Origin of the sequence: Lentzea aerocolonigenes (genome assembly GCF_000955955.1) — a bacterium.
Lineage (GTDB): Bacteria > Actinomycetota > Actinomycetes > Mycobacteriales > Pseudonocardiaceae > Lentzea > Lentzea aerocolonigenes_A.
Genome location: NZ_JYJG01000071.1, coordinates 13225 through 37749, shown reverse-complemented (window position 1 = coordinate 37749; position 24525 = coordinate 13225). Strand labels below are relative to the sequence as shown.

Below are 24525 nucleotides of genomic sequence, written 5' to 3'. Positions count from 1 at the left end.
AAACGGCTACCCTGCGCGCGTGATCAAGGACTTCGGAGCCGGTATCTCTCTGCTGCTGCGCGGGTTCAAGCTGGTGTTCAGCTCACCCAAGCGCGTGCTCGTCGGGGCGCTGCCCGCAGTCATCACGGCTGTTCTGATGATCACCGGCTGGGTGCTGTTGTTCGCCTACATCGACTCGATCGCGGGCTGGCTGACCGGGTTCGCCGACTCGTGGAGCGAGTCCTCGCGCAAGGTCATGGAGATCGCTGTCGGCATCTCCGTCATCGCGGCGATCCTCGGTCTGAGCGTGCTGCTGTTCACCGCCATCACGCTGATGATCGGCGGCCCGTTCTACGAGTACATCGCCGAAGAGGTCGAGGACGAGCTCGGCGGCGTGCCGGGTGCGGAGCAGGTCGGCTTCTGGCGCGGGTTCGTGGTGGGCCTGCGCGGCACGATCCTGCTGGTCGGCGTGTCGATCCTGTTCGCGATCCCCCTCTTCATCTGCGGGTTCATCCCGGTCATCGGACAGACCGTGGTGCCGGTGGTGGCCGTGTGCATCAACGGATATCTGCTCGGCATCGAACTGACCGGCATCCCGTTCACCCGCCGCGGCAAGTCGTTCAAGGAGCGCAGGAAGCTGCTCGCGACGCGGCGGTCGATGGTGCTCGGGTTCGCCGTGCCCGCCTACCTGCTGTGCCTGATCCCGCTCGCCGCGATGATCGTGATCCCGGCTGCGATGGCAGGCGGCACGGTGTTGTCGCACCGCCTGCTCAACGGAGACCGCGCTACTGCGTAAAAGGCAACCAGGCCTGCTGTGAAAGCCCGTTGCGCGCGTTGACCTGCACGCCGGACTGCGAGATCGACCAGAGCTGGTCGCCGATCACCATGGTGCGCCTGGCACCGCCGTAGTTCTGGCTCTGCGGCTCGACGATCCTGCCGGTCTCCCTGATCTGGTTGCCGTCGACGCGCAGCACCAGCGAGGAGGCCTCGTAGTTCGTCTGGTACTGCGCCACCGGGATGACGAGAGTGCCGTCCTGGGGCCAGAACAGGAACGCGTGCGGGTCGAACTGGGCCTCCGAGTTGGAGTCCGGCAGGTGGTACTGCGCGACCCGTTGCGGTGCCGCGGGGTTGCTCACGTCGAACAACGACACCTGCGTGCCGGTGACGCGGCCCTGGTCCGTCGCCTCCTGGCCGACGCCGATCAGCTTGCCGTCACCTGCGGGGTGCAGGTAGGCGGAGAAGCCGTTGATCTTCAGCTCGCCGGTCACCCTGGGCTGCTTGGGATCGCTCAGGTCCAGCGTGTAGAGCGGGTCGGTCTGCCGGAACGTGACGACGTAGCCCATCTTGCCGATGAACCGCACGCTGTAGATGCGCTCACCCTTGCCCAGCCCGCCGATCTGGCCTTCCTTGACCAGCTCGGTGCCGTTGCGGCGCAACGTGGTGACGAAGCTCTCCGAAGGAGCTTGTTGCTGTGGTGGTGCGACGTCGCTGGGCATGCGCCAGCAACAGGGCGACTGGGTGCCCGTCGTGGTGGCGACGCGCAGGACACCGTCGTGTTCGGACAGTGAGTACTGGTTGAGCAGCGTGCCGTTCACGTCACCGGACGCGATGTGCTTCGGTGGTCCGGCCTGGCTGATGTCGAACTGGTGGATCGCCGTGGTGACCGGGCGCTGAACCGGTGGCCTGCCGGGAAATTCGGGAATCAGGCGGTGGTCGTCGGCGACGTAGAGGCTGCGGTCGGTGCCGTAGACCGTGTCGCCGTCGGCCACGATCGAGACCGGCTGGCCGGTGCCGAGCTGGCCGGAGAGCTCGAAGGTGAGCACGGTCAGCATCGACGTGCCGGAGTGCACGACCGGGTGGCTGACGTTCGCGCAGTCGACCAGCGTGCCGCTGCTCTTGGCGCCGTTCTGGTCCAGTTCGTAGCGCGGCAGCCACGAGGTGATCGGCTCGCTCTGCAGGATCTCCTTGTTGCGGCGCAAGGACTGTCGGTACACCCACGGCAGGCGCGGCTGCGAGCGGACGACGACGCGGGCGGTGCCGCCGATCTGGCGTGCGTCGAGGTAGAAGCCGTCGGTCTTGAGGCTCGCGATCTGCTTGAGCCCCTTGAGATCCACGAGAACCAGCTCGGTGCCGGACTCGGGCGCGAACGACGGCTTGTCCGGGTCAACGCGTTTCGTCATCGGAACCGGGCTGTTCGCGATGACGAGCGCGCGGTCGCCCGAGACGAGCAGCTGGCTCGCGTAGCGTTCCCCGAGATCGACCGTGCCCGTGATGCTCCTGCTCGCGACGTCGACCACGCGCAGCTTGCCGTCCGTGATGGAGAGGACGCGTTTTCCGTCCGTCTTCACGATGTCCGGCTCGTCGACGCCCTGCTCGTGGACGTTCGTCGTCGAGTGATCCTGCTGCTGCGCGGGTGGCGTGGCGGCCCTCGCGTCAGGAGTGGCCTTCGCGACGCCCGCACTGTTGTTGGTCGCGTCCTCCATGGCAAAGATCTCCGGACGGCCGCCGATGCCGTACGGGCCGACGTACGGCGCCATGGCGTTGCGCAGCTCGGTCAGCGCGTGGTCGCAGCTGTCGAACGCGACGAGACGCACCGGCCCGTAGTCCACGATCGGTGGTGGTGCGGGGGTTTCGTCCCGCACCGCGGAGCTCACGCACACTCCGGCGAGTGCCAGCGCGGCGGCGCCGGCCAACAGCTTTCTGCCGTTCATGCCATGAGGACGGAAGCAGGGCCGGAAAGGGTTGCCCGTGTTTCGGCAACCCTTTCCGGGGTTTCCTACAGCTGCGCCTGGATCTGCGGCGCGTAGGTGGCGACGCGGGTGTAGACGCCGGGGTAACCGGCGGCCGCGCAGCCCTCGCCCCACGACGTGATGCCGATCAGCTTGCCGCCGGCCACGAGCGGGCCGCCGGAGTCGCCCTGGCAGGTGTCGGTGCCGCCCTGGGCGTACCCGGCGCACACCATGGCCGAGGCGATGAAGTCGCTGCCGTACGAGCTGGCGCAGCTCGAGTTGCTGGTCAGCGGCACGGTGGCCTTGAGCAGGTAGCGCGAGGCACTGCCACCGGAGCTCGTCGTGCCCCAGCCGAGGATCGTCGAACTGGTGCCCGCGGTGTAGAGCGCGCTGTCCGCACTCGTCGCGAACTTGATCGGGGTCTGCGACAGGTTGCGGTCGAGCGTGAGCACCGAGACGTCGTAGCCGCGGGTCGCGTCGGTGTAGCTGGGGTGGATCCAGATCTTCGTGACGCGCGCGGTGGTGCCCGCGGTGGAGTTCTTGTCGTCCCGGCCGGCGACGACGCGGACCGCCGAGGCCGAGTCGCCCTCGGTGCAGTGCGCGGCGGTGACGACCTTGTTGGGAGCTACGAGAGTGCCGCCGCAGTACTGGAAGCCGCTGCTCGTCGCCAGGTACACCACCCACGGGTAGGTGGACGTGCTCGCGCGCGTGCCGCCGACGATCTGCGCGCCGACGTCGCCGTCGGTGGAGGGGGTCGGAGCTGCTTCGGCCACGCTGACGCACGCCATCGACAGCGTCGCCGCCGCCAATGCCGCGCCGAGCAGTGACCGGAGGCGGTGCAGGGTTGCCGCCATGATCATCTCCTTCTTCTGTTGCGGGCCACCGGTGCAGGGCCGGTGGCGTCTACTGATGAACCCAGAGAATTACGAGACGGGCTAGGGCTGGTCTTCGTAGGCCATTCGGCCGCGTGGGTGCGCGCGTGATTGGATCGACGGCGAACAATCCCGTTCCGAGAGGAAGTTGTCATGGCCCCCACGAAGCCTGAGGTCGACCCGCACGACGGCCCGGCGCCCGCGGACCTGCTGATCGAGGACATCACCGTCGGCGAGGGCGCGGAGGCCACGGCCGGGCAGTTCGTGTCCGTGCACTACGTCGGCGTCTCGCACTCGACCGGTGAGCAGTTCGACGCGTCCTGGGACCGCGGCGAGGCGTTCCAGTTCCCGCTCGGCGGCGGCCGCGTCATCCAGGGCTGGGACCAGGGCGTCCAGGGCATGAAGGTCGGTGGCCGCCGCAAGCTGGTCATCCCGCCGCACCTGGGCTACGGCGCGCGCGGTGCGGGTGGCGTGATCAAGCCCAACGAGACGCTGATCTTCGTCGTCGACCTGCTGGGCGTGAACTGAAACACTTACTCGGCGGCGTTCCACTGGTCCACTCAGTGGAACGCCGCTGGTCTGTGCGGTCGATTTGCCGAGTGGGCGGAACTGGATCACGTCCGGCTGCGTCATCCTTTGAGTCCGCTGCCGCTTTTGGAGGGATTTTCGGTGCCCGAGGACATCGCCGGGTCGGAGCAGATGCTCGCGAACTGGAACCAGAGCATCCAGGAACGCGCCGCGCGCTACCAGGAGATGGCGACGCGCGTGCAGGGGATGACGATCTCCGAACGGTCGTCCGACGGGTCCGTCGAGCTCACCATCGGCTCCAACGGCATCCTGCAGAACCTCGTGATCAACGAGTCGGCTGCCGGCAAGCGCATGTCCGAGGTCAGCGGCGAGATCATGAAGCTGTTGCAGCGCGCGCAGTCGAAGATCCCGGCCCTGCTGCAGGAGGCGATGGCCGAGACCATCGGCACGCAGGACGAGACGGCCAACGTGTTGTTCGACGAGGCCAAGAAGAACTTCCCGGCGCCGCCGCCGGAGGACGGGTTCGCCCGTCCGGCGTTCGAGGCGAACGAGATCAACTTCCGCGTGGAGGACGACGCTCCGCCACCCGCACGGCCTGCTTCGCCGCCCCCGGCGCGTCGTCGGCCGCCGTCGGATGACGACGACGACTTCGGCGGCGAGTCCGTGCTCAGCTGATCTTTCCACTGTCCGAACTTGAGGGGGTTCGATGACTGCCGGTGGTTTCAACGTCACCTCGGACGTGCTGGAAGCGCACGCCAAGGCCCTGGAGGGCCTGCACGGGCGGTTGCAGGGGGCAGTGGACGCGGCGAACACCGTGTCGATGCCGACCGACGCGTACGGGATCATCTGCCAGCCGTTCCGGATGCTGCTCGACCCCGTTGAGAACTGGGGTCTGAACGCGCTGAAGGGCGCCGCCGAGGCGATGGACGCGACCGCCAAGAAGGTCACCGAGACCGCGAAGCACTACCAGGCCGTCGAGGACCAGATCGCTCAGACCATGAAGGGCTTCTGATGTCGACGCCGAACCCGTTGGTGGCGAAGGCTCCCGCGGAACCCTCCGGTTTCTTCAACGCCGGCACCGGCGACAACGGCTGGGCGACGGGTTTCTCGATCGCCGACTCCGCGGTCGACGCGTACAAGGGCATCTCCGAGGGCAGCTGGATCGAGGGCGGCCTCGGCGTCGTCGGTCTCGTCGCCGACGCCGCCTCGATGGCGATCGACCCGTTCGGCACGCTTCTGTCGTCTGCCGCTTCTTTTTTGATGGAGCACATGCAGCCGTTGAAGGAGGCACTGGACTGGCTGGCGGGCGACCCGCCGGTGATCCAGTCGTACTCCACGACGTGGGGCAACGTTTCCACTGAGATGGGCAAGATCGCGGCCGACTACAAGGCCGCCGTCGACCAGACCGCCTCGTGGACCGGTGCGGCGGGTGACGCTTATCGCAAGGCCGCCGGTGAGCAGCTGGATGCCTTGTCCGGCGCGGCTTCCACCGCGGGTTCGGTCGGCACCGTCGTCGGCGTGATGGGCATGGTCGTCGGGTTCGTGCGCGAGATGGTGCGCGACCTGATCGCCGACCTGGTGGCGAAGCTGATCACGTGGGTTCTCGAAGCTGTTTTCACGCTCGGCTTCGGCACGCCGGTGATCGTGGCGCAGGCCGTCACCGCGATCTCCAAGTGGGCGACGCGGATCGGCGAGCTGATCCAGAAGCTCATCAAGACCATCAAGAAGGTCTCGCCGCTGCTGGGTCGTCTGGTCGAGATCTTCACGAAGATCATGAAGGTCGTCGGCAAGCTGGTCGGCAAGGTGACCGGGCTCGACGTGATCTCCACGAAGTCCATCAAGCCGGGCGGCCTGTTCCACCGCACGGACGCGCCGGACCTCTCGCCTTCCGGTGGCCACGGCTCGCCTTCCTCGTCCTCGTCGCCGGACTCCTCAACGTCCACTCCGGACTCTTCGCCGCACTCTCCGGACAGCTCGCCCTCCTCATCGTCCACACCGGACAGTTCGCCGTCGTCTTCTTCAACGCCCGACAGCCCTTCGCGAGCCCCGGACAGCTCGTCCCCGTCGTCGGCTCCGAGCCCGTCACGCACGCCCGACAGCTCGTCGACGCCAGACACCCCTTCCCGAGCCCCGGACAGCTCGACGCCGGACGCGCCTTCGCGCACCCCGGACGGCTCAACGCCGAACGCCCCTTCCCGCACCCCGGACAGCTCTGCTCCGGACGCCCCATCGCGAGCCCCGGACAGCTCGCCGTCGAGCCCCAGCACCGCGTCCGCTCCGCACACGGCCCCGTCCTCCACCCCGGACGCGCCGGCTCCGACCCGCAACACGGGCTCGACCGTCCAGTCCTCCGTGGCCCCGCCGCTGGAAGCCCCGACCCGAGCGGACGCCCCGCACGCCCCGTCCCGCACCCCGGACAACTCCCCCTCGGCCCCCACCCAGTCGCCCGCGATGGGCGGCAACGCCCCGAACGCGGCCGGCAACGCCCCATCCGCCCCAGCCGCCTCCCGCCCGTCAACCGGCGGCCAGGGCTGGACCGGCACCCCGGGCAGCCGAGGCGACCTGGGCTCGAGCGCCCCCGCCCCACGCTCCCCGGACATGTCGACCTCGGCCTCCCGAGCCGACGCCCCGTCCCGCTCCACGCCCCCGTCGATGCCTTCGACGCCCAGCGCGCCTTCCAGCGGCATGCCCTCCAGCGGCGTGCCCTCCAGCGGCATGCCTTCGGGCGGAATGCCTTCGGGCGCCCCGTCCGGCGGCCTGCCGTCCGGTAGCGCCCCGCACGCCCCGTCCGGCGGCATGCCTTCGGGTGGCGCCCCGCACGGCCCGTCCGGCGGCACGCCTTCGAGTGGCGCCCCGCACGCCCCGTCCGGCGGCACGCCTTCGGGTGGCGCCCCGCACGGCCCGTCGGCAGGCGCCCCTTCCGCCGGAGCACCGAACGCCCCCCGCCCCGACGCAACTCCTCCAAGCCGCGCCACGACCCCTTCCGCAGCGGCCCCACACGCCCCGACGGCACCGTCCACTCCGAACATGCCACCGGCAGGCGCCCCACACGCCCCGAACGCTCCCTCAGCAGGAGCACCAAACGCCCCGCGCACCGACGCCCCGATGCGCCCGCAGTCCTCGGCCCCAACGTCCCCGAACGCGCCACACAGCCCCAACACCCCGTCGGCACCTTCGGCCCGCACGGACGCCCCGCCCCGCCCAACCGCTCCCAACAGCGCCCCGAACTCCCCCAACACACCTCACAGCGCCCCCAACGCCCCGTCACGTCCGGGCGGCCCCCACGGCGGACCCAACGCGCCACACAACGGCCCGTCCGCACCGTCACGACCCGACGCACCGAACGCTCCCCACCGTCCAGGCGCACCACACGGCGGCCCCAACGCACCGTCACGACCCGACGCACCCCACGGCGGACCCAACGCGCCATCCCGCCCGGACGCTCCGAACGGCAGCACCACGCCGTCCTCGCGCGCCGACGCTCCGCACAGCCCCAACGCGCCGTCACGTCCCGACGCACCCCACAACGGCCCGTCCGCACCGTCGCGACCTGACGCGCCGAACACACCCAACGCGCCCCACGGTGGCCCAAACGCACCGCACTCCCCCAACGCACCGCACGGCGGGCCCAACGCCCCGTCACGTCCCAACGGCGGGCCCAACGCACCGCACTCCCCCAACGCGCCGCACGGCGGGCCGAACGCTCCCCACCGTCCCGACGCACCCCACGGCGGTCCGAACCGTGCCGACGCTCCCCACGGCGGTCCGAACCGTCCGGACGCGCCGCACCGGCCCGACAGCCCGTCCCGCCCGGACGGCAGCGGCCCCGGCAACCGACCCGACGGCAACCGTCCGGACGGGTCCCGCCCCGGCAGTTCGCGCCCGGACGGCACCCGCCCCGACGGCTCACGTCCCCACGGCCCGGACGGCACCCGGCCCGACGGCACCCGACCTGACGGTTCGCGGCCTCACAGCCCGGAAAGCCCCCGTTCCCGCGGCACCGACACCGCCGAAGCACCGCACCGCGCCCCGGACTCCACCCACCCGGAAGCCGCCACCCCGCACCGGCCCGACGCCGACGCACCCCACCACGGCCCGGACGCCGACAAGCCGCACAGCGACACGCCCGACAAGCCCCACGACAACACCCCGGACAAGCCCCACGACAGCGACAAGCCCCACGACGGAGACAAGCCGCACGACGGCGACCCGGACGGCCCCAACAGCCACGACCCGGACGCCCCGCCCGCGGACCGGCCCAGCCCGGAAGAGGCACACGCACGGCACGCGGAGAGCACCCCGGCCGGTGTGAGTCACCACGGCGGCGACCCGGACATGGGCGACCTGCCGCACAAGGTGCCGAACGACCCGCGCTTCTTCACCGCGGACGTCCACGTCACCCCGGACGGCAAGGCGCGCATCGGTGGCCACGACTACACGCCGGCCGAGTACGCGGACATGCTCAAACGCGCCGGCTACGACGGCAGCAAGCCGGTCCGGCTGATCGGCTGCGACGCGGGCAGCAACGACTTCGCGCAGCAGCTGTCCAAGCACCTCGACGCGCCGGTGGTCGCGCCGACCAAGCCGGCCTGGACCGACAGCCACGGCCGCGTCTTCACCAGCGACGCCGAACTGCACCCCGACGGCACGCGCCAGCCGAAGATCCCGCCGAACGGCGAGTGGGAGACCCACCACCCGGACGGCCACACGGCCAAGGCGAGCGACGACGGCTTCGCGCCCGGCACGCACGACAAGGACAAGGACCTCGACCCGACCGACGCGAAGGACCGCGGCGACTCGGGCGGCGACGCCGACGGCAGCGCGGACACGCCGGAGAAGCGCAGGGACGCGCTCATCGAGAGGGCCAACAACGACAAGAAGTTCTTCGAGGAGAACTACAAGCCGAAGAACGGCCACCGCCGCGAGGCCGAGCGCATGATCGGCGACGATCCGCTGCCGCAGATCAAGTGGAACGAGAACACCGGCAAGTGGGAAGCGGCCGACGCCGGCCCGCCCCCGTTGCCGCACAAGTACAAGGACGCGCCCGACTCCGCCCCGGACAAGCCCGGCCCGGTGCCGGAGGCGAACAAGGACAAGATCGACGCCGCGGTCAAGGACCGCGAGGCGAAGCTCGCCGCGGACAGGACGGCCGAGGACAAGCTCGCCGCCGCCAAGAACGACGTCGAGAACGCCAAGCAGAAGGCCGACGCCGCCGACGAGAAGCTCAAGAACGAGGACACGCCGGCGAACCGCAAGGAAGCCGAGGACGCGAAGGCCGCGCACGACGACGCGAAGCAGAAGTACGCGGACGAGAGGGCCGCCCACGCCAAGCCGCACGACGACATGACCAAGGCGGGCGAGGCGCTCGGCGAGCACGCGGCGGAGTTCCACGCCGTCCAGGAGCACTTCCCCGGCGCCACGAAGGTCGATCTGCCGGAGCTCGGCTACGGTCAGCGCCAGTTCGACCAGGTCTACGAACTGCCGGACGGCCGCATGGTCGTCGTGGAGGCGAAGGGCCCGAGCGCGGGCCTCGGCTCCAGCAAGATCGAGGGCCCCGCGGGCCAGAAGGTCAGCGTCGGCCAGGGTCGCCGCGACTACTACGAGCACATCACGGACGCTATGAGGACCCGCGGCGAAACGTTCGGCAACGGCGAGGACGTGCTGGCCGAGAAGCTGAACAAGGCGCTGCAAGACGGCAAGGTCGAGTACGTCGTGGTCAAGCCGGTCGTGAAGGACGGCGCCTACGACGGTTACGATATGAAGTATTTCAACCTCGACAAGGAGGCTCAGCCCGGTGGCTACCAGGGCCGTAACTAGGCACCAGCTTCAGGTCCCGAGCACCGAGGGTGTCGACGCCCGCATCGCCAACTCCGTCCAGACGGATCTGGCGAACGTCGAGAACGATCCTCACACGTTCAACCGGCTTCTCTCGGCCCTGCAGCGGCTGGTGGGCTGGCGCTGCTACCTCGACCCGACCGCGAACAAGGTCGAGACGTGGGAAGCCACCGTGATGGCGATGCAGACGGCGAACGCGATCTTCGAGATCGCCAACGCCGGCGCGGGCGAGGTCCGGGTGCTCATCGGCGAGCAGACCGTGACCGTCCCGGCCGGATCGACCTGGGACATCGCCAACGCCGGCAACTGGGTCACCGCCTACTACCTCGCCGTGATCTGCCGCGAGCAGGACCGGCTGAAGATGCTCGCCGAGACCCCGATCGACCTGCTGCGCGCGTCGGGTGCGGACTTCGACGAGTACATCTACGCCTGGGTCGACACCCTGCAGACCTACTGGCAGGAAGGCCCCGACATCGGAGCCAAGCTCCAGACGGCCATCGAGGGCACAGACCCGAACGTGGCCGAGGTGTCCGAGAACCTGATGCTCAAGGTGCTGTTCCCGCCGATCAACCTCTTCTACCGGTTCCTCGAGAACCAGCGCGAGGAGTTCAACGCCGCACTGGCCCAGGCACTCGAGCTGCACAAGGAGTACTGGGACACGCCGGACGAGGGCCGCAACTACATGCCCAACGGCGCCGTGCCGCTCGGTGTGCTGGCGATGACCTGTTTCGCCTACGACGCCGAGTTCCCGATCGAGGTCGAGTCCGACTACCTCCCCAAGCACCTCGTGCAGCGGACCTGGCTGGGCGAGTTCCCCACCAAGTGAGAGCGCGTGAACCGGGCTAGGTTCACGACCGGCCCGCGCGCGCGACACCAGCCCGATAAGATCAGCGGGTCTGACGGGGAGAGGGGCGAGATCCATCATGAGCCAGCCGGCGACACCGCTGAGCGAGCAGGACCAGCAGCAGCTCGTGCGGCAGATCGGCCGCGCCATGCTGCCGGCCGTACCGCAGGGCTGGCAGCGCATCCGGGCCGAATACCGCGCGGCGGGCCGGCACATCGAGGTCGACCTGGCGTTCGCGGGTCCCGACGGCCAGCTGCGCCCGGTGCGTCCGCCGATGGACGTCGTGCAGATGTTCGGCCACCTGCGCGCGGGCATGTACCACCCGGAGCGCGGCACCTGGCTGGCCGCCACGTACGAGATCGAGGCGCCGGCCGCGTTCACGGTCGACTTCAACGCCGAGGACGAGCCGCGCTGGCGCAACGCCCCGCCGCCCATCGGTTTCCGCGACGAGCTGCAGACGTTCCCGCGCCCGGACCGGCAGATCCCGGACTGGTGGCGTCAGCGCGTCGGCCTCCCGCCGCTGCCCGCGCCCGAGCCGGAACCCCAGCCGCAGCAGGCACAGCAGGAGTTCCAGGTCCCACCCGGCCAGGCACCCCAGCAGGACGGCGACCTGCGCACCGCGCGCGTGTACGACGGCAAGGGCGAGGACGGCCGCATCGTCGTCAACCGTCAGCCGATCGACCCGCAGCTGGTCGACAGCCTGCTCACCTACCTCGAGTCGGCACCGGTCGTGCTGGCCGCCCGCAGCTACGACCTCGACGAGTTCTCGCAGAGCGGCGAGCAGGACGTGCCCCTCAACTTCCGCACCGACGGCACCTGGATCTGGGCCGGCGCCGTGCCGCACTACCTGCGCAAGTACGGCCTGCCGCCGGAGCCGGAACTGGTCGCGCACGTGGTGGCGCGTGGTTTCCAGATCGGCGAGGTCACGGACCAGACGCAGGACCGCGCGGTCTCGCTCATCACGGGCCAGAGCTAACCCTCCAGCGAACGCAGGTACGCCTCTCCTCTCGGGGAGAGGCGATACCCCACCTCGAGCGACTCCGTGAGCCCTTTCGCCTTGAGCTTGCGGACATCCGCCTTGAACGGCAGCTTCTCGCGGCCCACCGACGCGGCAAGATCCGCCGCCCGCACACCGGGGTTCGCCGCGATCAACCGCAGCAACGCCAGCAGAGCCTCTGACAACGCAAGTCCGTCCACAGAGGACGAATCGCGCAACGCAATCCGCGGATCTTCGCCAACGAAACGCAAGCGAACGCGGTAAAGCGCGCCCTCGCGTCCGTCCACAGCGGACATAAGCTCGCGCACGGACGCGAACCCCGCCGCCACCGCCTCGGCACGCGACACCCGCGACACGACGTCCACCGCGTCGATCGCCAGCACGCCCAACGACGTCCGCAAGGTCCCACCGGCGCGCACCGCAGGCCGTTTCCACCGCCGGAACTGCAGCGTGACCTCGCCGGAACGAATCCGTTCCCAGTCAGCCACTCGGATCAGCACCGAACGAGGGTCTCAGGTTGCCGAGGTGTCCGACAGCCGAGACGATCCTGACCATGCAACGGTGGTGGCTCTTCACGGTGCGCGGAGTGTTCGCTGTCCTGTTCGGCCTGGCGGCCCTGATCTGGCCCGGCCTCACACTGCTCGTCCTGATCATCATGTGGGGCGCCTACGCGCTGGTCGACGGCGCGATGATGCTGTACCTGACGCTGACCCACGAGGAGTGGCCCGCTCGCTGGGCGCTGGGCCTGATCGGCGTGCTGGGGGTGGTCACCGGCTTGGTCGCGTTGTTCTGGCCGGGCATCACCGCGACCGCGCTGCTGCTGCTCATCGCGGCCTGGGCGCTCGTCACCGGCGTGCTGCAGATCGTCGACGCCATCCGCCTGCGCAAGGTGATGACGAACGAGTGGTTCTACGTGATCACCGGCGCGCTGACCGTCCTGCTCGGCATCATCCTGGTCGTGAACCCGACCGCGGGCGCGCTGGCGTTCGTGATCACGATCGGCGTCTTCGCGATCCTGTGGGGCATCGTGCTGGTGCTGTTCAGCCTGCGCCTGAAGCAGCTCGAGGGCGGCCTCGCCCGGCCTGCGCCGCGAGTGTGAGCACGAACGTTTAAAGGTCAATGCGCTCACGGGGCGCACAAATGCGCACGCACGAGATACTCTGTGCGCATGAGCCCCGCGCTGGAGACAGTGCTGGCCAAGGCCGGCCTGCAGGTGAGCCCCGACGAGTTCCTGGCCCTCGTGACCGACGCGGCACGCAGGCTCGCTCCACCGCACCCGGAACCGGCCACCTACTTCACGCCGGACCAGCAGGCGGCCCTCACCGACGTGGGCCTGGACCTGTCCCCGGCGGGCCCGTCCGATGCTCGACCACGCACCCGCACCGTCGTCGCCCACGCCGTGCTGCGCGACTCGGCCCTGACCGTGAACGAGGCCGCGCGCCAGCTCCAGGTCGACACCAGCCGCATCCGCCACCGCCTCGGCGTCGGCAGGCTCGTGGGCTGGAAGGACCGCGGCAGCTGGCGGCTCCCGGCGTGGCAGTTCGCGGGCACCGGCGTCCTGCCAGGCCTGGAAACCGTGCTGGCGGAGATCCCGTCAGACCAGCCGGCACTGGTGGTCGCCGCCTTCATGACGACTCTCCAGGAGGACCTGCCCGTGGACGGCGAGCCCGCGACCCCGCGCGACTGGCTGCTCGCTGGAGGCGACCCCCGCCGCGTCGCCGACCTGGCCTCCACGCTCGGCACCCCCGCCTGAGCGCTCCCGAACACCCGACAGGACCCGAATGTCACGGCTTCCGCAGCCGCCTGCCCCTGCCGTGCTGCAAGCGCACCTGCGCCGCACCGAGGACGTGGTGGCCGTCCACCGCGCCACCCGCCTGGTCCGCGTGTTCACGGCCAAGGGCTCCCACCCGCAGCGCTGGAACACGTTCCGCTACACCGGCCCGCTCCCCCACGCCCGCTTCGACGCGCAACAACCGGCCGACGACGGCTCCCCGGTGCAGGACCACGAGAACGGCGTCCTCTACTTCGGACTGTCCGTCCGCACGTCGATCGCCGAGGTCTTCCAGGCCACCTCGATCGTGGACCGCCGCACCCGCTCGCCGTTCCTGGTCGTCCTGCGCCCGCGCCGGACCCTTCGCCTGCTGGATTTGGGCGGCCTGTGGCCCACCCGCGTCGGGGCCTCGCAGGAGATCTCCACGGGGCCGAAGTTGGTGACGCAGGCCTGGTCACGGGCTATCCGGGCGGCTTATCCGGAGCTCGACGGGCTCTGGTACCGGTCGTCGATGGACTCGGGCGACCCGGCCATCTGCCTGTGGGACCCGCCTGGCGCTTCCGGCTTGCCCGCGGCGCCGGACGTGCTGCTGCCACTGGATCATCCGGGGCTGGACCTGCCGTTGGCGCGCGTGTGCGAGGAGCTCAACTACACCCTGCTGGGCTGACCGTCCACGAGGGACTGAAGGCCCTGTACGCCGAACGGCCGCCTGCCTAGCCTGAACGGATGCGGTTCGCGATCGCCGGGGGTGGTGTCGCCGGGCTGGCCGCCGGCCTGGCAGTGGCGCGTGCCGGTCACACAGCGGTCGTCGTGGAGCGAGACGACGTGAACGCACAGGACGGCCCACAGGGTGCGTTCGACGTCGTCCGCAAGGGCATCCCGCACTTCCAGCAGCCGCACACGTTCCTGCCGCGCGGTCGCAAGGTGCTGCGCGAGCTCGCGCCGGACGTCATCGACACCATGCTCGACGCGGGCGCCGAGGAGCAGGACCTCGCTGCCAAGCTGAAAACACGGCAGCCCGGTGACGAGGACCTGGTCTACCTCTGGGTGCGCCGGCCGATGGTCGAGTGGGCACTGCGCCGCGCCGCCGCGGCCGAGCCCGGCGTCAGCCTGGTCCCGGGCAGGCAGATCACCTGCCTGGTTCCCGGCGCGAGCGGGTTCCACCTCGACAACGGCGAAGAGATCCGCGCGGATGTCGTGGTCGACGCGCTGGGCCGGTACCGCTGCCCGCCCGGCTGGCCGCGCGCGAAAGCCGAGCCGACCGACTGCGGCTCGATCTACTACTGCCGCTACTTCGAGCTCACGCCACAAGCCGAGCACCTCGCGGGGCCGTGGCTGCTCAACCCGCGCGGCGACCTCGGGTACATGGGGTTCAACACGTTCCGCGGCGACAACCGGACGTTCGCGGTGATCTTCATCGTGCCCACCGCAGATCGCGAGCTGCGAGTCCTGAAGGACAACAACGCGTGGATGGCCGCCGCGAGAGTCTGCCCGCCGCTGGACCTGATGACCTCACCGGACCACGCCCGGCCCATCACCGACGTCATGCCGATGGGCGGCCTGGCCAACATCGACCGCACAAGGGGTTCTGGCGTGCCGGGGCTCGTCCCCGTCGGCGACGCCTTGTGCCACACCAATCCCATGTTCGCCTACGGGCTGTCGTTCGCCCTGGTGCACGCGCAGGCGCTGGCTCGAGCCAGCGCGCACACCACTCCGGAGGACGTCACGGAGGCCTATCTCGCCGACGTCGGTCCGGAAGCGAGGGAACGCCACACCTTCGCGCTGGAGTTCGACGCGGCGCGCAACGCGGCCTGGAGCGGCACGAAACTCGACGTCAGCCGCCGCGACGGCTGCTATCCGCTGTTCGCGTTCGGCCCGGCATTGGCCGCCGCACCGCACGACGACCACGTGCTGCGCCGGATCGTCGGCCGCATCGGGCTGCTCGACCGCGTCTCGGTCTTCGACACCGACAGCGACCTGCACGACCGGATCGAACGGATCTGGCCGCAGCTCACCCGCACGCCGGCCGGGCCACCACGCGAGGAGCTGCTCCAGATCATCACCGGTGCTCTGGTCAGCAGTTGAGGTAGCGGGCCCACCACTCCAGCACCGCGTCGAAGCGCTGCTTGCGGTGCCGCGGCTGGCCCGACCGGGTCAGCTCGTGCCCCTCACCCGGGAAGATCAGCATCTCCGCCTCGACGCCGCGCCGCTTCAGCGCCACGAACATCCGCTGCGCCTGCTCCAGCGGGCAGCGCCAGTCCTGTTCGGAGTGGACGACCGCGAACGGGAGGTTGATCTTCTCGGCGTAGGTCAGGGGCGACATCGCGCGCTGGGCCTCGGGATCGGTGCCGCAGTAGGCGTCGGCGAAGAAGTAGCCGATGTCGGACGAACCGGAGAAGGAGTCCCAGGCGTTGACGGCGCGCTCGCTCCAGGCGGCCTTGAACCGCTCACCGTGGTGCGCGGACAGCCACGACGTCATGAAGCCGCCGTACGAGCCGCCCATCACGCCGACTCGTTCGGAATCGGTGTCCTCACGGGCCAGCGCCACGTCCAAAAGGGACAGCACGTCGTCCACGTCGACCGTGCCGAACTTGCCGATCACCGCCTGACCGTGTGACTGGCCGTAGCCCGCCGAACCGCGCGGGTTCGGCAGCACGACCGCGTACCCGGCCGACGCGTAGACCTGGGCCTCGTCGAAGAAACCCCAGCTGTGGTACATGAACGGGCCACCGTGCACGGCCAGGACGACCGGGTGCGGGCCGTCGCCGTCGGGCAGCACGAGCCAGCCGTGCACCGGGTAGCCGTCGGAAGCCGAACCGTTGAGCTCCACGACCCGACGCGCGTCGACCGAGGAAAACGCCGTGCGCACACCGGAGTCGACGAGGAGGACCTGACCAGGACTGTCCGGAGTGGACACCACAGCCACCACGGAAGACCCGTCGGTGGCGAAGAACTTGACCGCCTGCGAACCGCCGACGAGCACCTCGCCAGGCCCACCGTCGAACGGGATCCGCTGCAGCTCCAACGCACCGCGGTTGCGCACGACCAGCAGCACGCCGGCAGCGTCCGCCACGGGCTGTCCGGAAAGCCGTTCCACGTCAACGGTTTCGACATCCGTGAGCCGAACCGGCTCGGCAGAACCGTCCAGCGGCACCTTCCACAGCCCGTGGTTGCGCGCCACCGCGTCGATCCCGGTGAACTCGGTGCCCAGGTAGTACAGCGACGACCCGGCCACGAACGGCATCGAGGCCTCGCCGGAACCGCGCACCAGCAAGGACACCTCGCCACCAGCGGCAGGCACGGTGTACAGCGACGAGTGCAGGGTCTCGACCGCGCCAAGATCACGCGGCGCCACGAACACCAGCGTCTCGGAGTCGATCCACGCCGGGTCGGACACGTCGAAGGACCCGTCCGTCACCTCGGCGACGACACCGTCGAGGTCGACCACGTGCAGCCGCGGCCGACGGTCAGCGAGGAAACCGACGTCGTCGACGCGGTAGTCCAGCCGCGTGATCCGGCGCGGCGCCTCGGCCTCGGGCCCGTCATCAGTGGTCCCGTAACGCCCGTCCTCCGGCACCCGCGCCACGAACGCGAGCCGCGACGAGTCCGGCGACCACACCGGCGCACCGGCTCCGAGGGGCAGGTCGGTCAGCCTGCGCGGCTCACCGCCGTCCACCGGGGCGACGTAGATCTGCGGCTTGGATTTTCCGGCCACGCGCAGGAACGCGACCAAACGACCGTCCGGTGAAATGCGCTGCGCATTGTCACGATCACCGTGTGTCCACGGCGATGTCGTGCCGTCCGGGAAAACCCGGTGCAGACCACCCCGGTAGGTGTTCTTGTCGAGATCGGGCGTGGCGATGCTGACCAGCACCAAGTCCCCCGACACGGCGACGGTGCCTGGCGTGGTGAGCAGCTGGAGGTCTTCGGGGCGCACGAGCAGGACGCTAACAGAGCTTGTTAGCAAAGCTCATAACTGTTTGTTGACGGATCACAGAAATTGACTCGCCGCATAGATTTCCGCTTATGACGCGCATCGTGTTCTCTGGGGGCAGGGTCTTCACCGGCCGGGCGACCGAGCCCGGCGACGTGGTCGTGGAGGGCGACCGCATCGTCGACGTGGGCATCGGGCTCGACGGCGACACCGTGGTCGACGCGACCGGCCACACGATCCTGCCGGGGCTGTTCGACTGCCACGTGCACTTCATGTTCAGCGGCGCCGACCTGGTGCGGTCGCTGAACACGCCGTTCTCGCTGCCGTTCTACGAGGCGATCGGCAACATGAAAGCCACGCTCGAGTGCGGCATCACGACGGTCCGCGACGCGCTCGGCGCCGATCTCGGGGTGGCGGAAGCGGTCCGGCGCGGCCTGATCCAGGGGCCACGCATGCAGATCGCGGTCAACATGGTCTCGCAGACCGGCGGCCACAACGACGACTGGATGCAGTGCGGCGCCCACATCTCACCGCCGCTGCACCCCGGCCTGCCGGACACCGTGGCCGACGGCCCGGAGGAACTGCGCAAGGTCATCCGCACGCTCGTCCGCCACGGCGCGGACATCATCAAGATCGCCAGCAGCGGTGGCGTGATGTCGCCGCGCAGCAACCCCAGGCACGCGCACTTCCGCGACGAGGAGATCGCGATGATCGTGCAGGAGGCCAACGCCGCGGGCATCGCGGTGATGTCGCACGCGATGAGCGGCGACGGCATCCTCACCGCCGTGCGCAACGGAGTCCGGTCCATCGAGCACGGCGTGTTCCTCACCGACGAGGGCGTCGAGGAGATGCTCAAGAACGGCACCTGGCTCGTGCCGACGCTGATGGCCCCGCGCATGGTGCTCGACCAGGCCGCCGCGGGCGTGGCGATCTCCGACGTCATCCTGGACAAGGCCAGGACCGTTGTCGCGCAACACACCCAGGCGTTCCAGAAGGCGCACGCGGCGGGTGTGAAGATCGCGATGGGCACCGACTCCGGGGTCGGCCCGCACGGCGACAACCTCAACGAGCTCACGCTGATGGTCGAGTACGGCATGACGCCCGCAGAGGCGCTCTACGCGACCACCACGTCCGCCGCCGAGCTGATGCGGCTCGGAAACGAACTCGGCGAGCTCGCCCCTGGCAAGCTCGCCGATCTCGTTCTCGTGGAAGGTGACGCCGAGCAGCACGTCAAGGCGGGCACGCTCAAGCAGTCCGTCCGCGCCGTCTACCAGAACGGCGTGAACGTCATTTAGTGGTTCGCACCAACGTGCTTCGCGGCCTCCGGGTCGCGCTTCACCTTGAGGAGGCTGGCGATCGTCGTGATCGCCAGCACGCCGATGATCACCGACAGGGAGACCTCGATGCCGATCGTCGGCACGTGGAAGGGCTCGCCGCCGTTGAGGAACGGCAGGTTGTTGGTGTGCAACGCCTCGAGGATCAGCTTCACGCCGATGAAGCCGAGGATCACCGACAGGCCGATCGAGAGGTAGACGAGCTTCGCGAGCAGGCCACCGAGCAGGAAGTACAGCTGGCGCAAGCCCATCAGCGCGAACGCGTTGGCCGTGAACACCAGGAACGGCTCCTTGGTGAGGCCGAAGATCGCGGGGATCGAGTCGAGCGCGAAGAGCAGGTCGGTAGAGCCGATCGCGACCATCACGATGAACATCGGGGTCACGTAGCGCTTGCCGTCGATCTTGATGAACGACTTGGCGTCGTGGAAGTCGTCGGTCACCGGGAAAACCTTGCGCACCATGCGGAGCATGAGGTTCTCCTTGTACTCCTCTTCCTCGTCGTGGTTCTCCCGCGCCAGCTGCCAGCCGGTGTAGATCAGGAACGCGCCGAAGATGAAGAACACCCAGCTGAACTGGCTGATGAGCGCCGCGCCTGCCGCGATGAAGATGCCACGCATGACGAGCGCGAGCAGGATGCCGATCAGCAGCACCTTGTGCTGGTGGATCGCGGGCACCTTGAACGTCGTCATGATGATCAAGAAGATGAAGAGGTTGTCCACGCTCAGCGAGTACTCGGTGATGTACCCGGCGAAGAACTCCGTGGCGTACTGCCCACCGGAGAAGTACCAGATGCCGAGGCCGAAGAGGGCGGCCATCGCCACGTAGAAGACGACCCAGCGGGCTGCTTCTCCGATCGTCACCTCATGGGGTTTTCGATCGACGATCACGAGGTCGATTGCGAGCAGAACGAGCAGACCACCGATCGTCGCGATCCACATCCATGCGGGGACGTTCACAACCCAACCTCCGGGATTCTCGGGCGCACGCCAAATAAACCCGGAGGTCTCCTCCGCCGCCGAGATGATCTCTCGAACGACCGACGGCACCGGGAGCTCCACGCCGAGCTCCGTACTGACGACACCGCCGCTTAGGGAGTACTCCCCTCCATGCTGCGTGAATATTGTGCTCCACGAGAGGCGGTTAGCGCCACACAGGGTGAGCAGACCCACGCAACCAGGTGCAACGGGAATACGCTGCGTGTCGTTCGGAGCGGAACCGCCGCTACCTGAAGCTCCGCTGAAGATCGACTCATGCTGAGACCGGGACCGGATCCCGACAGGTCGTTCTCAGCAAAACTCGCATATCGTCATCACCGTGTCCCGCCTCTCCCGCCTTCGCGGCAGGTGGACGATCCCCGCATTGATCGTGGTCCTCGCCCTCGTCGCAGGCGGCGTGTACTTCACTCGATCCGGGGACGACCCCGTGGCCGTTCCCTACAAAGAAGCGAAAATCGACGCACCTGAGAGCCCTGACAGCACTCAGACGGTGACGATCGAGACGCGTCTTTACCTCCCCCAGCAGACGCCCGCGCCCGCGATCATGCTCGCGCACGGTTTCGGCGGCAGCCTCCGCAGCGTGCACACCCAGGCCGAGGAGTTCGCCCGGCGCGGCTTCGTCGTGCTGACGTGGTCCGCGCGCGGTTTCGGCCGCAGCACCGGCCAGATCGCGCTGAACTCGATCGACCGCGAGGTCCGCGACGCACAGAAGCTGCTCGACTTCCTCGGCACCCGTGACGAGGTGCAGAAGGACTCCGCCGGCGACCCCCGCGTCGGCGTGACAGGCGCTTCGTACGGCGGCGCTCTCTCGTTGCTGCTCGCCGGTGTCGACAAGCGCGTCGACACGATCGTCCCGGTCATCACCTACAACGACCTCGCGCAGGCGCTGCTGCCGAACTCGGCTTCGGCGACACCGCGTGCGGACGCCACCCCAGCGGCCACCTCGTTCGGCGAGGACGGCGTCTTCAAGCGGTCGTGGGCGGGCATCTTCTTCTCGGCGGGCATGACGTCGATCGACCTCTCGTCGCCCACGGGTGACGCGCCGGAGATGGGCCAGACCGAGTCCCAGCAACCAGCTCAGCAACCGGGTGGCAACTCCGGTGCCGCGGGTCAGCCTCCGACGCCTGCTCTCGGTGCGTGCGGCCGCTTCACGCCCGAGGTCTGCGCCGCCTACACCGAGGTCGCCACGACGGGCCGCGCGTCGCAGCAAACCCTTGAGCTGCTTCGCAAGTCGTCCCCCGTCGCGGTGACCGACCAGATCAAGCAGCCGACGATGCTGGTGCAGGGCGAGGCGGACACCCTGTTCGGCCTCGACCAGTCGGACGCGACCGCGCGCCAGATCGCCGCGGCCGGCGGCAAGGTCAAGATGGTCTGGTACGCGGGTGGCCACGACGGCGGCAACCCCGGCACGTCGCTGCGTGGTGAGATCGCCGACTGGATGGCCTTCCACCTGCAGGGCAAGGGAAACGACCCCGGCACCGGCTTCGAGTACACGGTGCAGGGCGCGTTCCGCTCGTCCGGCACGCCTTCGTTGCGGACCGTCGTCGCGCCTTCGTACCCCGGGCTTTCCGGTTCGGCCACCGAGCGCAAGACCGTGCGGCTCAGCGGACGCGAGCAGGTCGCGGTGAACCCGGCGGGCGGCAACCCGGCGGCGATCTCCAACCTGCCCGGCCTCGGCTCCGCCCTGTCGCGCTCGTCGGCGATCTCGTCGCGGTTGTCGATCGACCTGCCGGGCCAGGCCGCGGTGTTCACCTCGGACCCGCTGGACTCGCAGCTGCTGCTGACCGGTTCGTCGACAGTCCGGCTGCGCGTGGCTCGTGGTGATCAATCTTCTGGTGAAGCCATCTTGTTCGCCAAGCTGTACGACGTCTCGGCGGACGGCACGCGGGTGCTGCCCGGCTCGGTCGTCGCGCCGTTCCGCGTGGCGCTGCCGCCGGACGGTTCCGCGGCCGAGGTGAACGTGACGCTGCCTCCTGCCGTGCGTCCCGTCGAGAGCGAGCACAAGCTGGCGCTGGTCGTCTCGACGACGGACCAGGCGTTCGCGAACGCGGAACAGCCTGCCGCGTACCGGATCTCGCTGGCGTCCGACTCGATCTCCGTGCCCGTGGTGCCCGGACGCAACGTGACGACCGGCTTCCCGGTGGCCGCGTTGTGGGGCATCGTGATCGCGCTGCTGGTGCTGATCGGTGCCGGTATCATCGCGATGTTCCGCCGCCGCCTCGCGCACGACTCGGATCCCGAGCTCTCGTCGGTGCCGCTGGTCATCTCCGGCCTGACCAAGTCGTACCCCGGTGGTCTGAAGGCGGTACGCGATCTCTCGTTCCGCGTGGAGCACGGCCAAGTTCTGGGTCTGCTCGGCCCGAACGGCGCCGGCAAGACCACGACACTGCGCATGGTGATGGGCCTGATCCACCCGTCCGAGGGCCACATCCGGGTCTTCGGCCACAAGGTGACGCCCGGCGCGCCCGTGTTGTCGCGCATCGGTTCGTTCGTCGAGGGTTCGGGCTTCCTGCCGCACCTGTCGGGTGCCGCGAACCTCCGGTTGTACTGGGCGGCAACGGGCCGGCCGCTCGAAGAGGCGCACGTCGAAGAGGCGCTGGAGATCGCGGGCCTCGGCGACGCCGTCAACCGCCGCGTGCGCACCTACAGCCAGGGCATGCGCCAGCGGCTCGCGATCGCCCAGGCGATGCTCGGCCTCCCGGACCTGCTGATCCTGGACGAGCCGACCAACGGCCTCGACCCGCCCCAGATCCACCAGATGCGCGAGGTCCTGCGCCGCTACGCCGCGGCCGGCCGCACCGTGCTGGTGTCGTCGCACCTGCTGGCCGAAGTCGAGCAGACCTGTTCGCACGTGGTCGTGATGCACAAGGGCCAACTCGTCGCCGCGGGCGAGGTGGCCGACATCGCGGCGGGAGGCGGCGAGGCGACGTTCCGCGTCGACTCCCCCTCGAAGGCGGCCGACGTCCTGCGGGGCCTCGAAGGCGTGCACGACGTGCACGAGGACGAGGACGCCGTGCACGCGTCGATGAACGGCGTCCCGCGCGCCGCAGCACTGTCCGCTCTCGTGGCGGCCGGTGTGGCGGTGGACCAGGCGGGTCCGCGACGCAGGCTGGAAGACGCGTTCTTGGAGCTGGTCGGTGAATGACTTCCTGATGGCAGCGGCGTCCGCGACGACGAACGCCCAAGCCGAGGCAGAGGTCCCCTCGTCGAGCGAGCGCACGCTGCTCGCCGGCGAAGGGGGACCCCTTGACTCAATTATCCCAGCCGGCACCGACAATTTCGGGCGCTCCGGTCTGGCGAACCCGAACCGCACCAAAGCACCACGGCAGGAGGTGGACCGGTGAACGAACACGACGTCCACACCGACCCCGGCGCGCTCACCGAGCTCACCGAAGCCGCCGCCCACCAGCACACCGAGGTGGCCCCGGACGGCTCGGCAGCCGGCTACAAAGCCCGGAGAACACTCAGGATCCGCGTCGAAATCCAGCGACAGATCCGGCGACGACGCACCCAGCTCGTCCTCGGCTTCCTGGTGCTGCTGCCGTTCATCCTCGCCCTGAGCTTCGAGATCGGTCAGTCCGACCCGAACCGGCGCAGCGGCGGTTTCGTGGACCTCGCGACGGCAAGCGGTATCAACTTCGTGGTGCTCACGCTGTTCGTGAGCGGCAGCTTCCTGCTGCCGATGATCGTGGCGCTGTTCTTCGGCGACACGATCGCGTCCGAAGCGAGTTGGTCGAGCCTCAAATATCTGCTGGCCGCACCGATCCCGCGCCACCGCCTGCTCCGCCAGAAGGCCATCGCGTCCGGCCTGCTCAGCTTCTTCGCCCTCGCACTCCTCCCGGCGGTCGCCCTCGCGGTCGGCGTCATCTGGTACGGCGCGGGCGAGGTCGTGAGCCCCACCGGCGAGGCGGCGCCGTTCGCGGACGGCGTGCTCGGCATGGGCCTCGCGGTCTGCTACATCGCGATCAACCTGTTCTGGGTCGCGGGCCTGGCACTGTTCCTGTCCGTGTCCACCGACGCACCGCTCGGCGCGGTCGGCGGCACGGTGCTGGTGTCGATCGTGTCGCAGATCCTCGACCAGATTCAGCCGCTCGAGGATCTGCGCAACTACCTGCCGACGCACTACTCGATGGCGTGGGCCGACCTGCTCTCGACCGATGTGGACTGGTCCGAGATGACGCGGGGAACGTTCTCCGCGCTCGTCTACGGCGGCATCTTCACGTTGCTCGCGGCACGTCAGTTCAAGAACAAGGACATCACCAGCTAGTGGCGTGGCACGTTCTGGGTCGCGCCGCTAGGCCTGCACGCAGAACTCGTTGCCTTCGGGGTCGAGCATGACGACCCAGTGGCCCATCGGCCGCTGGTCGAACTCCTGGACCTTGGTCGCCCCGAGGGCAACGAGCCGATCAACGGCCTCGAGACCCGCGTTCACGTCGAGGTGGACGCGGTTCTTGGCCGTCTTGCCCTCCGGCACGCGCTGGAAGAAGAACCGCGGGCCCGAGCCGGCGGGATCGATGATCGCCGAGTAGTCGTTCCACCTGTCCGCCGGGATGTTGTTCGCCTCGGCGAACGCCTCCCACGAGTCGAAGCCGGGAGGTGGCGGCTGCACCACGTAACCGAGTGCCTCCGCCCAGAACTCGGCCAGCTTCGCGGGGTCCGCCGCGTCCATCGTCACCTGGATTCCGATTGCCATGAGCGCACCGTAGA

21 protein-coding genes are annotated in these 24525 nt (G+C 69.2%); 15 read left to right on the top strand and 6 right to left on the bottom strand.

Annotated elements, in window-relative coordinates; genetic code table 11:
• Positions 1-19: 19 nt before the first annotated feature.
• Entirely contained in the window at positions 20-775 is a 756-nt protein-coding gene (locus UK23_RS12695) for an EI24 domain-containing protein (protein WP_052684616.1), read from the top strand.
• On the opposite strand, the gene UK23_RS12690 is transcribed toward UK23_RS12695, so the two are convergent.
• Both UK23_RS12690 and UK23_RS12685 read right to left on the bottom strand, forming a co-directional pair.
• Positions 765-2690 (bottom strand): beta-propeller domain-containing protein, encoded by a 1926-nt coding sequence (locus UK23_RS12690; RefSeq protein ID WP_045311662.1) that lies wholly within the window; start codon positions 2688-2690, stop codon positions 765-767. The genes UK23_RS12695 and UK23_RS12690 overlap by 11 nt on opposite strands.
• A 65-nt stretch (positions 2691-2755) precedes the next feature.
• Complete coding sequence (locus tag UK23_RS12685) at positions 2756-3562, bottom strand: S1 family peptidase (protein ID WP_052684615.1); 807 nt, start codon at positions 3560-3562, stop codon at positions 2756-2758.
• Positions 3563-3733: 171 nt separating this feature from the next.
• Here UK23_RS12685 and UK23_RS12680 point away from each other — a divergent pair, with 171 nt between their 5' ends.
• The 6 genes from UK23_RS12680 (at position 3734) to UK23_RS12650 (ending at position 11763) form a co-directional block, all read left to right on the top strand.
• Positions 3734-4108: an FKBP-type peptidyl-prolyl cis-trans isomerase gene (locus UK23_RS12680; protein WP_045311661.1), complete on the top strand. Its 375-nt coding sequence runs from the start codon at positions 3734-3736 to the stop codon at positions 4106-4108.
• A 141-nt stretch (positions 4109-4249) separates the two neighbouring features.
• Positions 4250-4783 (top strand): YbaB/EbfC family nucleoid-associated protein, encoded by a 534-nt coding sequence (locus UK23_RS12675; RefSeq protein ID WP_156213056.1) that lies wholly within the window; start codon positions 4250-4252, stop codon positions 4781-4783.
• Between the two features lie 31 nt (positions 4784-4814).
• The gene (locus tag UK23_RS12670; protein WP_045311660.1) at positions 4815-5120 is read left to right on the top strand and encodes a type VII secretion target; all 306 of its coding nucleotides are present in this window, start codon (positions 4815-4817) and stop codon (positions 5118-5120) included.
• A complete protein-coding gene (locus UK23_RS54565; RefSeq protein ID WP_052684605.1) occupies positions 5120-9925 on the top strand; it encodes a hypothetical protein in 4806 nt (1601 codons plus the stop codon). The genes UK23_RS12670 and UK23_RS54565 overlap by 1 nt, the downstream gene beginning before the upstream one ends.
• On the top strand, positions 9903-10769 hold the full coding sequence (locus tag UK23_RS12655; protein WP_045311659.1) for an immunity 49 family protein: 867 nt from the start codon (positions 9903-9905) through the stop codon (positions 10767-10769). The genes UK23_RS54565 and UK23_RS12655 overlap by 23 nt, the downstream gene beginning before the upstream one ends.
• A 97-nt stretch (positions 10770-10866) precedes the next feature.
• Entirely contained in the window at positions 10867-11763 is an 897-nt protein-coding gene (locus tag UK23_RS12650) for a hypothetical protein (RefSeq protein WP_045311658.1), read from the top strand.
• Here UK23_RS12650 and UK23_RS12645 read toward each other — a convergent pair.
• Positions 11760-12284: a hypothetical protein gene (locus tag UK23_RS12645; protein WP_045311657.1), complete on the bottom strand. Its 525-nt coding sequence runs from the start codon at positions 12282-12284 to the stop codon at positions 11760-11762. The two genes, UK23_RS12650 and UK23_RS12645, sit on opposite strands and share 4 nt — an antisense overlap.
• A gap of 53 nt (positions 12285-12337) precedes the next feature.
• On the opposite strand from UK23_RS12645, the gene UK23_RS12640 reads away from it, so the two are divergent.
• From UK23_RS12640 to UK23_RS12625, 4 genes are all read left to right on the top strand, one after another.
• The gene (locus UK23_RS12640; RefSeq protein ID WP_045311656.1) at positions 12338-12883 is read left to right on the top strand and encodes an HdeD family acid-resistance protein; all 546 of its coding nucleotides are present in this window, start codon (positions 12338-12340) and stop codon (positions 12881-12883) included.
• 69 nt (positions 12884-12952) lie between these two features.
• The gene (locus UK23_RS12635) at positions 12953-13537 is read left to right on the top strand and encodes a hypothetical protein (protein WP_045311655.1); all 585 of its coding nucleotides are present in this window, start codon (positions 12953-12955) and stop codon (positions 13535-13537) included.
• 28 nt (positions 13538-13565) lie between these two features.
• Entirely contained in the window at positions 13566-14222 is a 657-nt protein-coding gene (locus tag UK23_RS12630; RefSeq protein ID WP_030466547.1) for an RES family NAD+ phosphorylase, read from the top strand.
• A gap of 59 nt (positions 14223-14281) precedes the next feature.
• Positions 14282-15640 carry an NAD(P)/FAD-dependent oxidoreductase gene (locus UK23_RS12625; RefSeq protein ID WP_045311654.1) on the top strand — a complete coding sequence of 453 codons (1359 nt, stop codon included), beginning with the start codon at positions 14282-14284 and terminating at the stop codon, positions 15638-15640.
• Here UK23_RS12625 and UK23_RS12620 read toward each other — a convergent pair.
• The gene (locus tag UK23_RS12620; RefSeq protein WP_045311653.1) at positions 15630-17492 is read right to left on the bottom strand and encodes an alpha/beta hydrolase family protein; all 1863 of its coding nucleotides are present in this window, start codon (positions 17490-17492) and stop codon (positions 15630-15632) included. The genes UK23_RS12625 and UK23_RS12620 overlap by 11 nt on opposite strands.
• Positions 17493-17581: 89 nt before the next feature.
• On the opposite strand from UK23_RS12620, the gene UK23_RS12615 reads away from it, so the two are divergent.
• Positions 17582-18784 carry a metal-dependent hydrolase family protein gene (locus tag UK23_RS12615; protein WP_045311652.1) on the top strand — a complete coding sequence of 401 codons (1203 nt, stop codon included), beginning with the start codon at positions 17582-17584 and terminating at the stop codon, positions 18782-18784.
• Here UK23_RS12615 and UK23_RS12610 read toward each other — a convergent pair.
• Positions 18781-19779 (bottom strand): TerC family protein, encoded by a 999-nt coding sequence (locus UK23_RS12610; protein ID WP_045311651.1) that lies wholly within the window; start codon positions 19777-19779, stop codon positions 18781-18783. The two genes, UK23_RS12615 and UK23_RS12610, sit on opposite strands and share 4 nt — an antisense overlap.
• Before the next feature lie 358 nt (positions 19780-20137).
• Here UK23_RS12610 and UK23_RS12605 point away from each other — a divergent pair, with 358 nt between their 5' ends.
• Genes UK23_RS12605 through UK23_RS12600 form a run of 3 tightly spaced genes read left to right on the top strand, consistent with a single transcriptional unit; the run spans position 20138 to position 24085 of the window.
• Positions 20138-22963, top strand: a complete 2826-nt coding sequence (locus UK23_RS12605) for an alpha/beta fold hydrolase (protein WP_045311650.1) — start codon at positions 20138-20140, stop codon at positions 22961-22963.
• Positions 22956-23162: a hypothetical protein gene (locus UK23_RS51480; RefSeq protein ID WP_156213055.1), complete on the top strand. Its 207-nt coding sequence runs from the start codon at positions 22956-22958 to the stop codon at positions 23160-23162. Before UK23_RS12605 ends, UK23_RS51480 begins: the two co-directional genes overlap by 8 nt.
• Positions 23159-24085 carry an ABC transporter permease gene (locus UK23_RS12600; protein WP_045311649.1) on the top strand — a complete coding sequence of 309 codons (927 nt, stop codon included), beginning with the start codon at positions 23159-23161 and terminating at the stop codon, positions 24083-24085. Before UK23_RS51480 ends, UK23_RS12600 begins: the two co-directional genes overlap by 4 nt.
• Positions 24086-24112: 27 nt before the next feature.
• Here UK23_RS12600 and UK23_RS12595 read toward each other — a convergent pair whose 3' ends face one another.
• Positions 24113-24511: a VOC family protein gene (locus UK23_RS12595; protein WP_045311648.1), complete on the bottom strand. Its 399-nt coding sequence runs from the start codon at positions 24509-24511 to the stop codon at positions 24113-24115.
• Positions 24512-24525: the final 14 nt, after the last annotated feature.

Bases quoted from the DNA above. Each gene is read 5' to 3' on its own strand.
- UK23_RS12640 (WP_045311656.1), top strand. From the start codon at position 12,338: ATGCAACGGTGGTGGCTCTTCACGGTGCGCGGAGTGTTCGCTGTCCTG.
- UK23_RS54565 (WP_052684605.1), top strand. From the start codon at position 5,120: ATGTCGACGCCGAACCCGTTGGTGGCGAAGGCTCCCGCGGAACCCTCC.
- UK23_RS12625 (WP_045311654.1), top strand. From the start codon at position 14,282: ATGCGGTTCGCGATCGCCGGGGGTGGTGTCGCCGGGCTGGCCGCCGGC.
- UK23_RS12680 (WP_045311661.1), top strand. From the start codon at position 3,734: ATGGCCCCCACGAAGCCTGAGGTCGACCCGCACGACGGCCCGGCGCCC.
- UK23_RS12595 (WP_045311648.1), bottom strand. From the start codon at position 24,511: ATGGCAATCGGAATCCAGGTGACGATGGACGCGGCGGACCCCGCGAAG.
- UK23_RS12690 (WP_045311662.1), bottom strand. From the start codon at position 2,690: ATGAACGGCAGAAAGCTGTTGGCCGGCGCCGCCGCGCTGGCACTCGCC.
- UK23_RS12670 (WP_045311660.1), top strand. From the start codon at position 4,815: ATGACTGCCGGTGGTTTCAACGTCACCTCGGACGTGCTGGAAGCGCAC.
- UK23_RS12635 (WP_045311655.1), top strand. From the start codon at position 12,953: ATGAGCCCCGCGCTGGAGACAGTGCTGGCCAAGGCCGGCCTGCAGGTG.
- UK23_RS12650 (WP_045311658.1), top strand. From the start codon at position 10,867: ATGAGCCAGCCGGCGACACCGCTGAGCGAGCAGGACCAGCAGCAGCTC.
- UK23_RS12630 (WP_030466547.1), top strand. From the start codon at position 13,566: ATGTCACGGCTTCCGCAGCCGCCTGCCCCTGCCGTGCTGCAAGCGCAC.
- UK23_RS12685 (WP_052684615.1), bottom strand. From the start codon at position 3,562: ATGGCGGCAACCCTGCACCGCCTCCGGTCACTGCTCGGCGCGGCATTG.
- UK23_RS12615 (WP_045311652.1), top strand. From the start codon at position 17,582: ATGACGCGCATCGTGTTCTCTGGGGGCAGGGTCTTCACCGGCCGGGCG.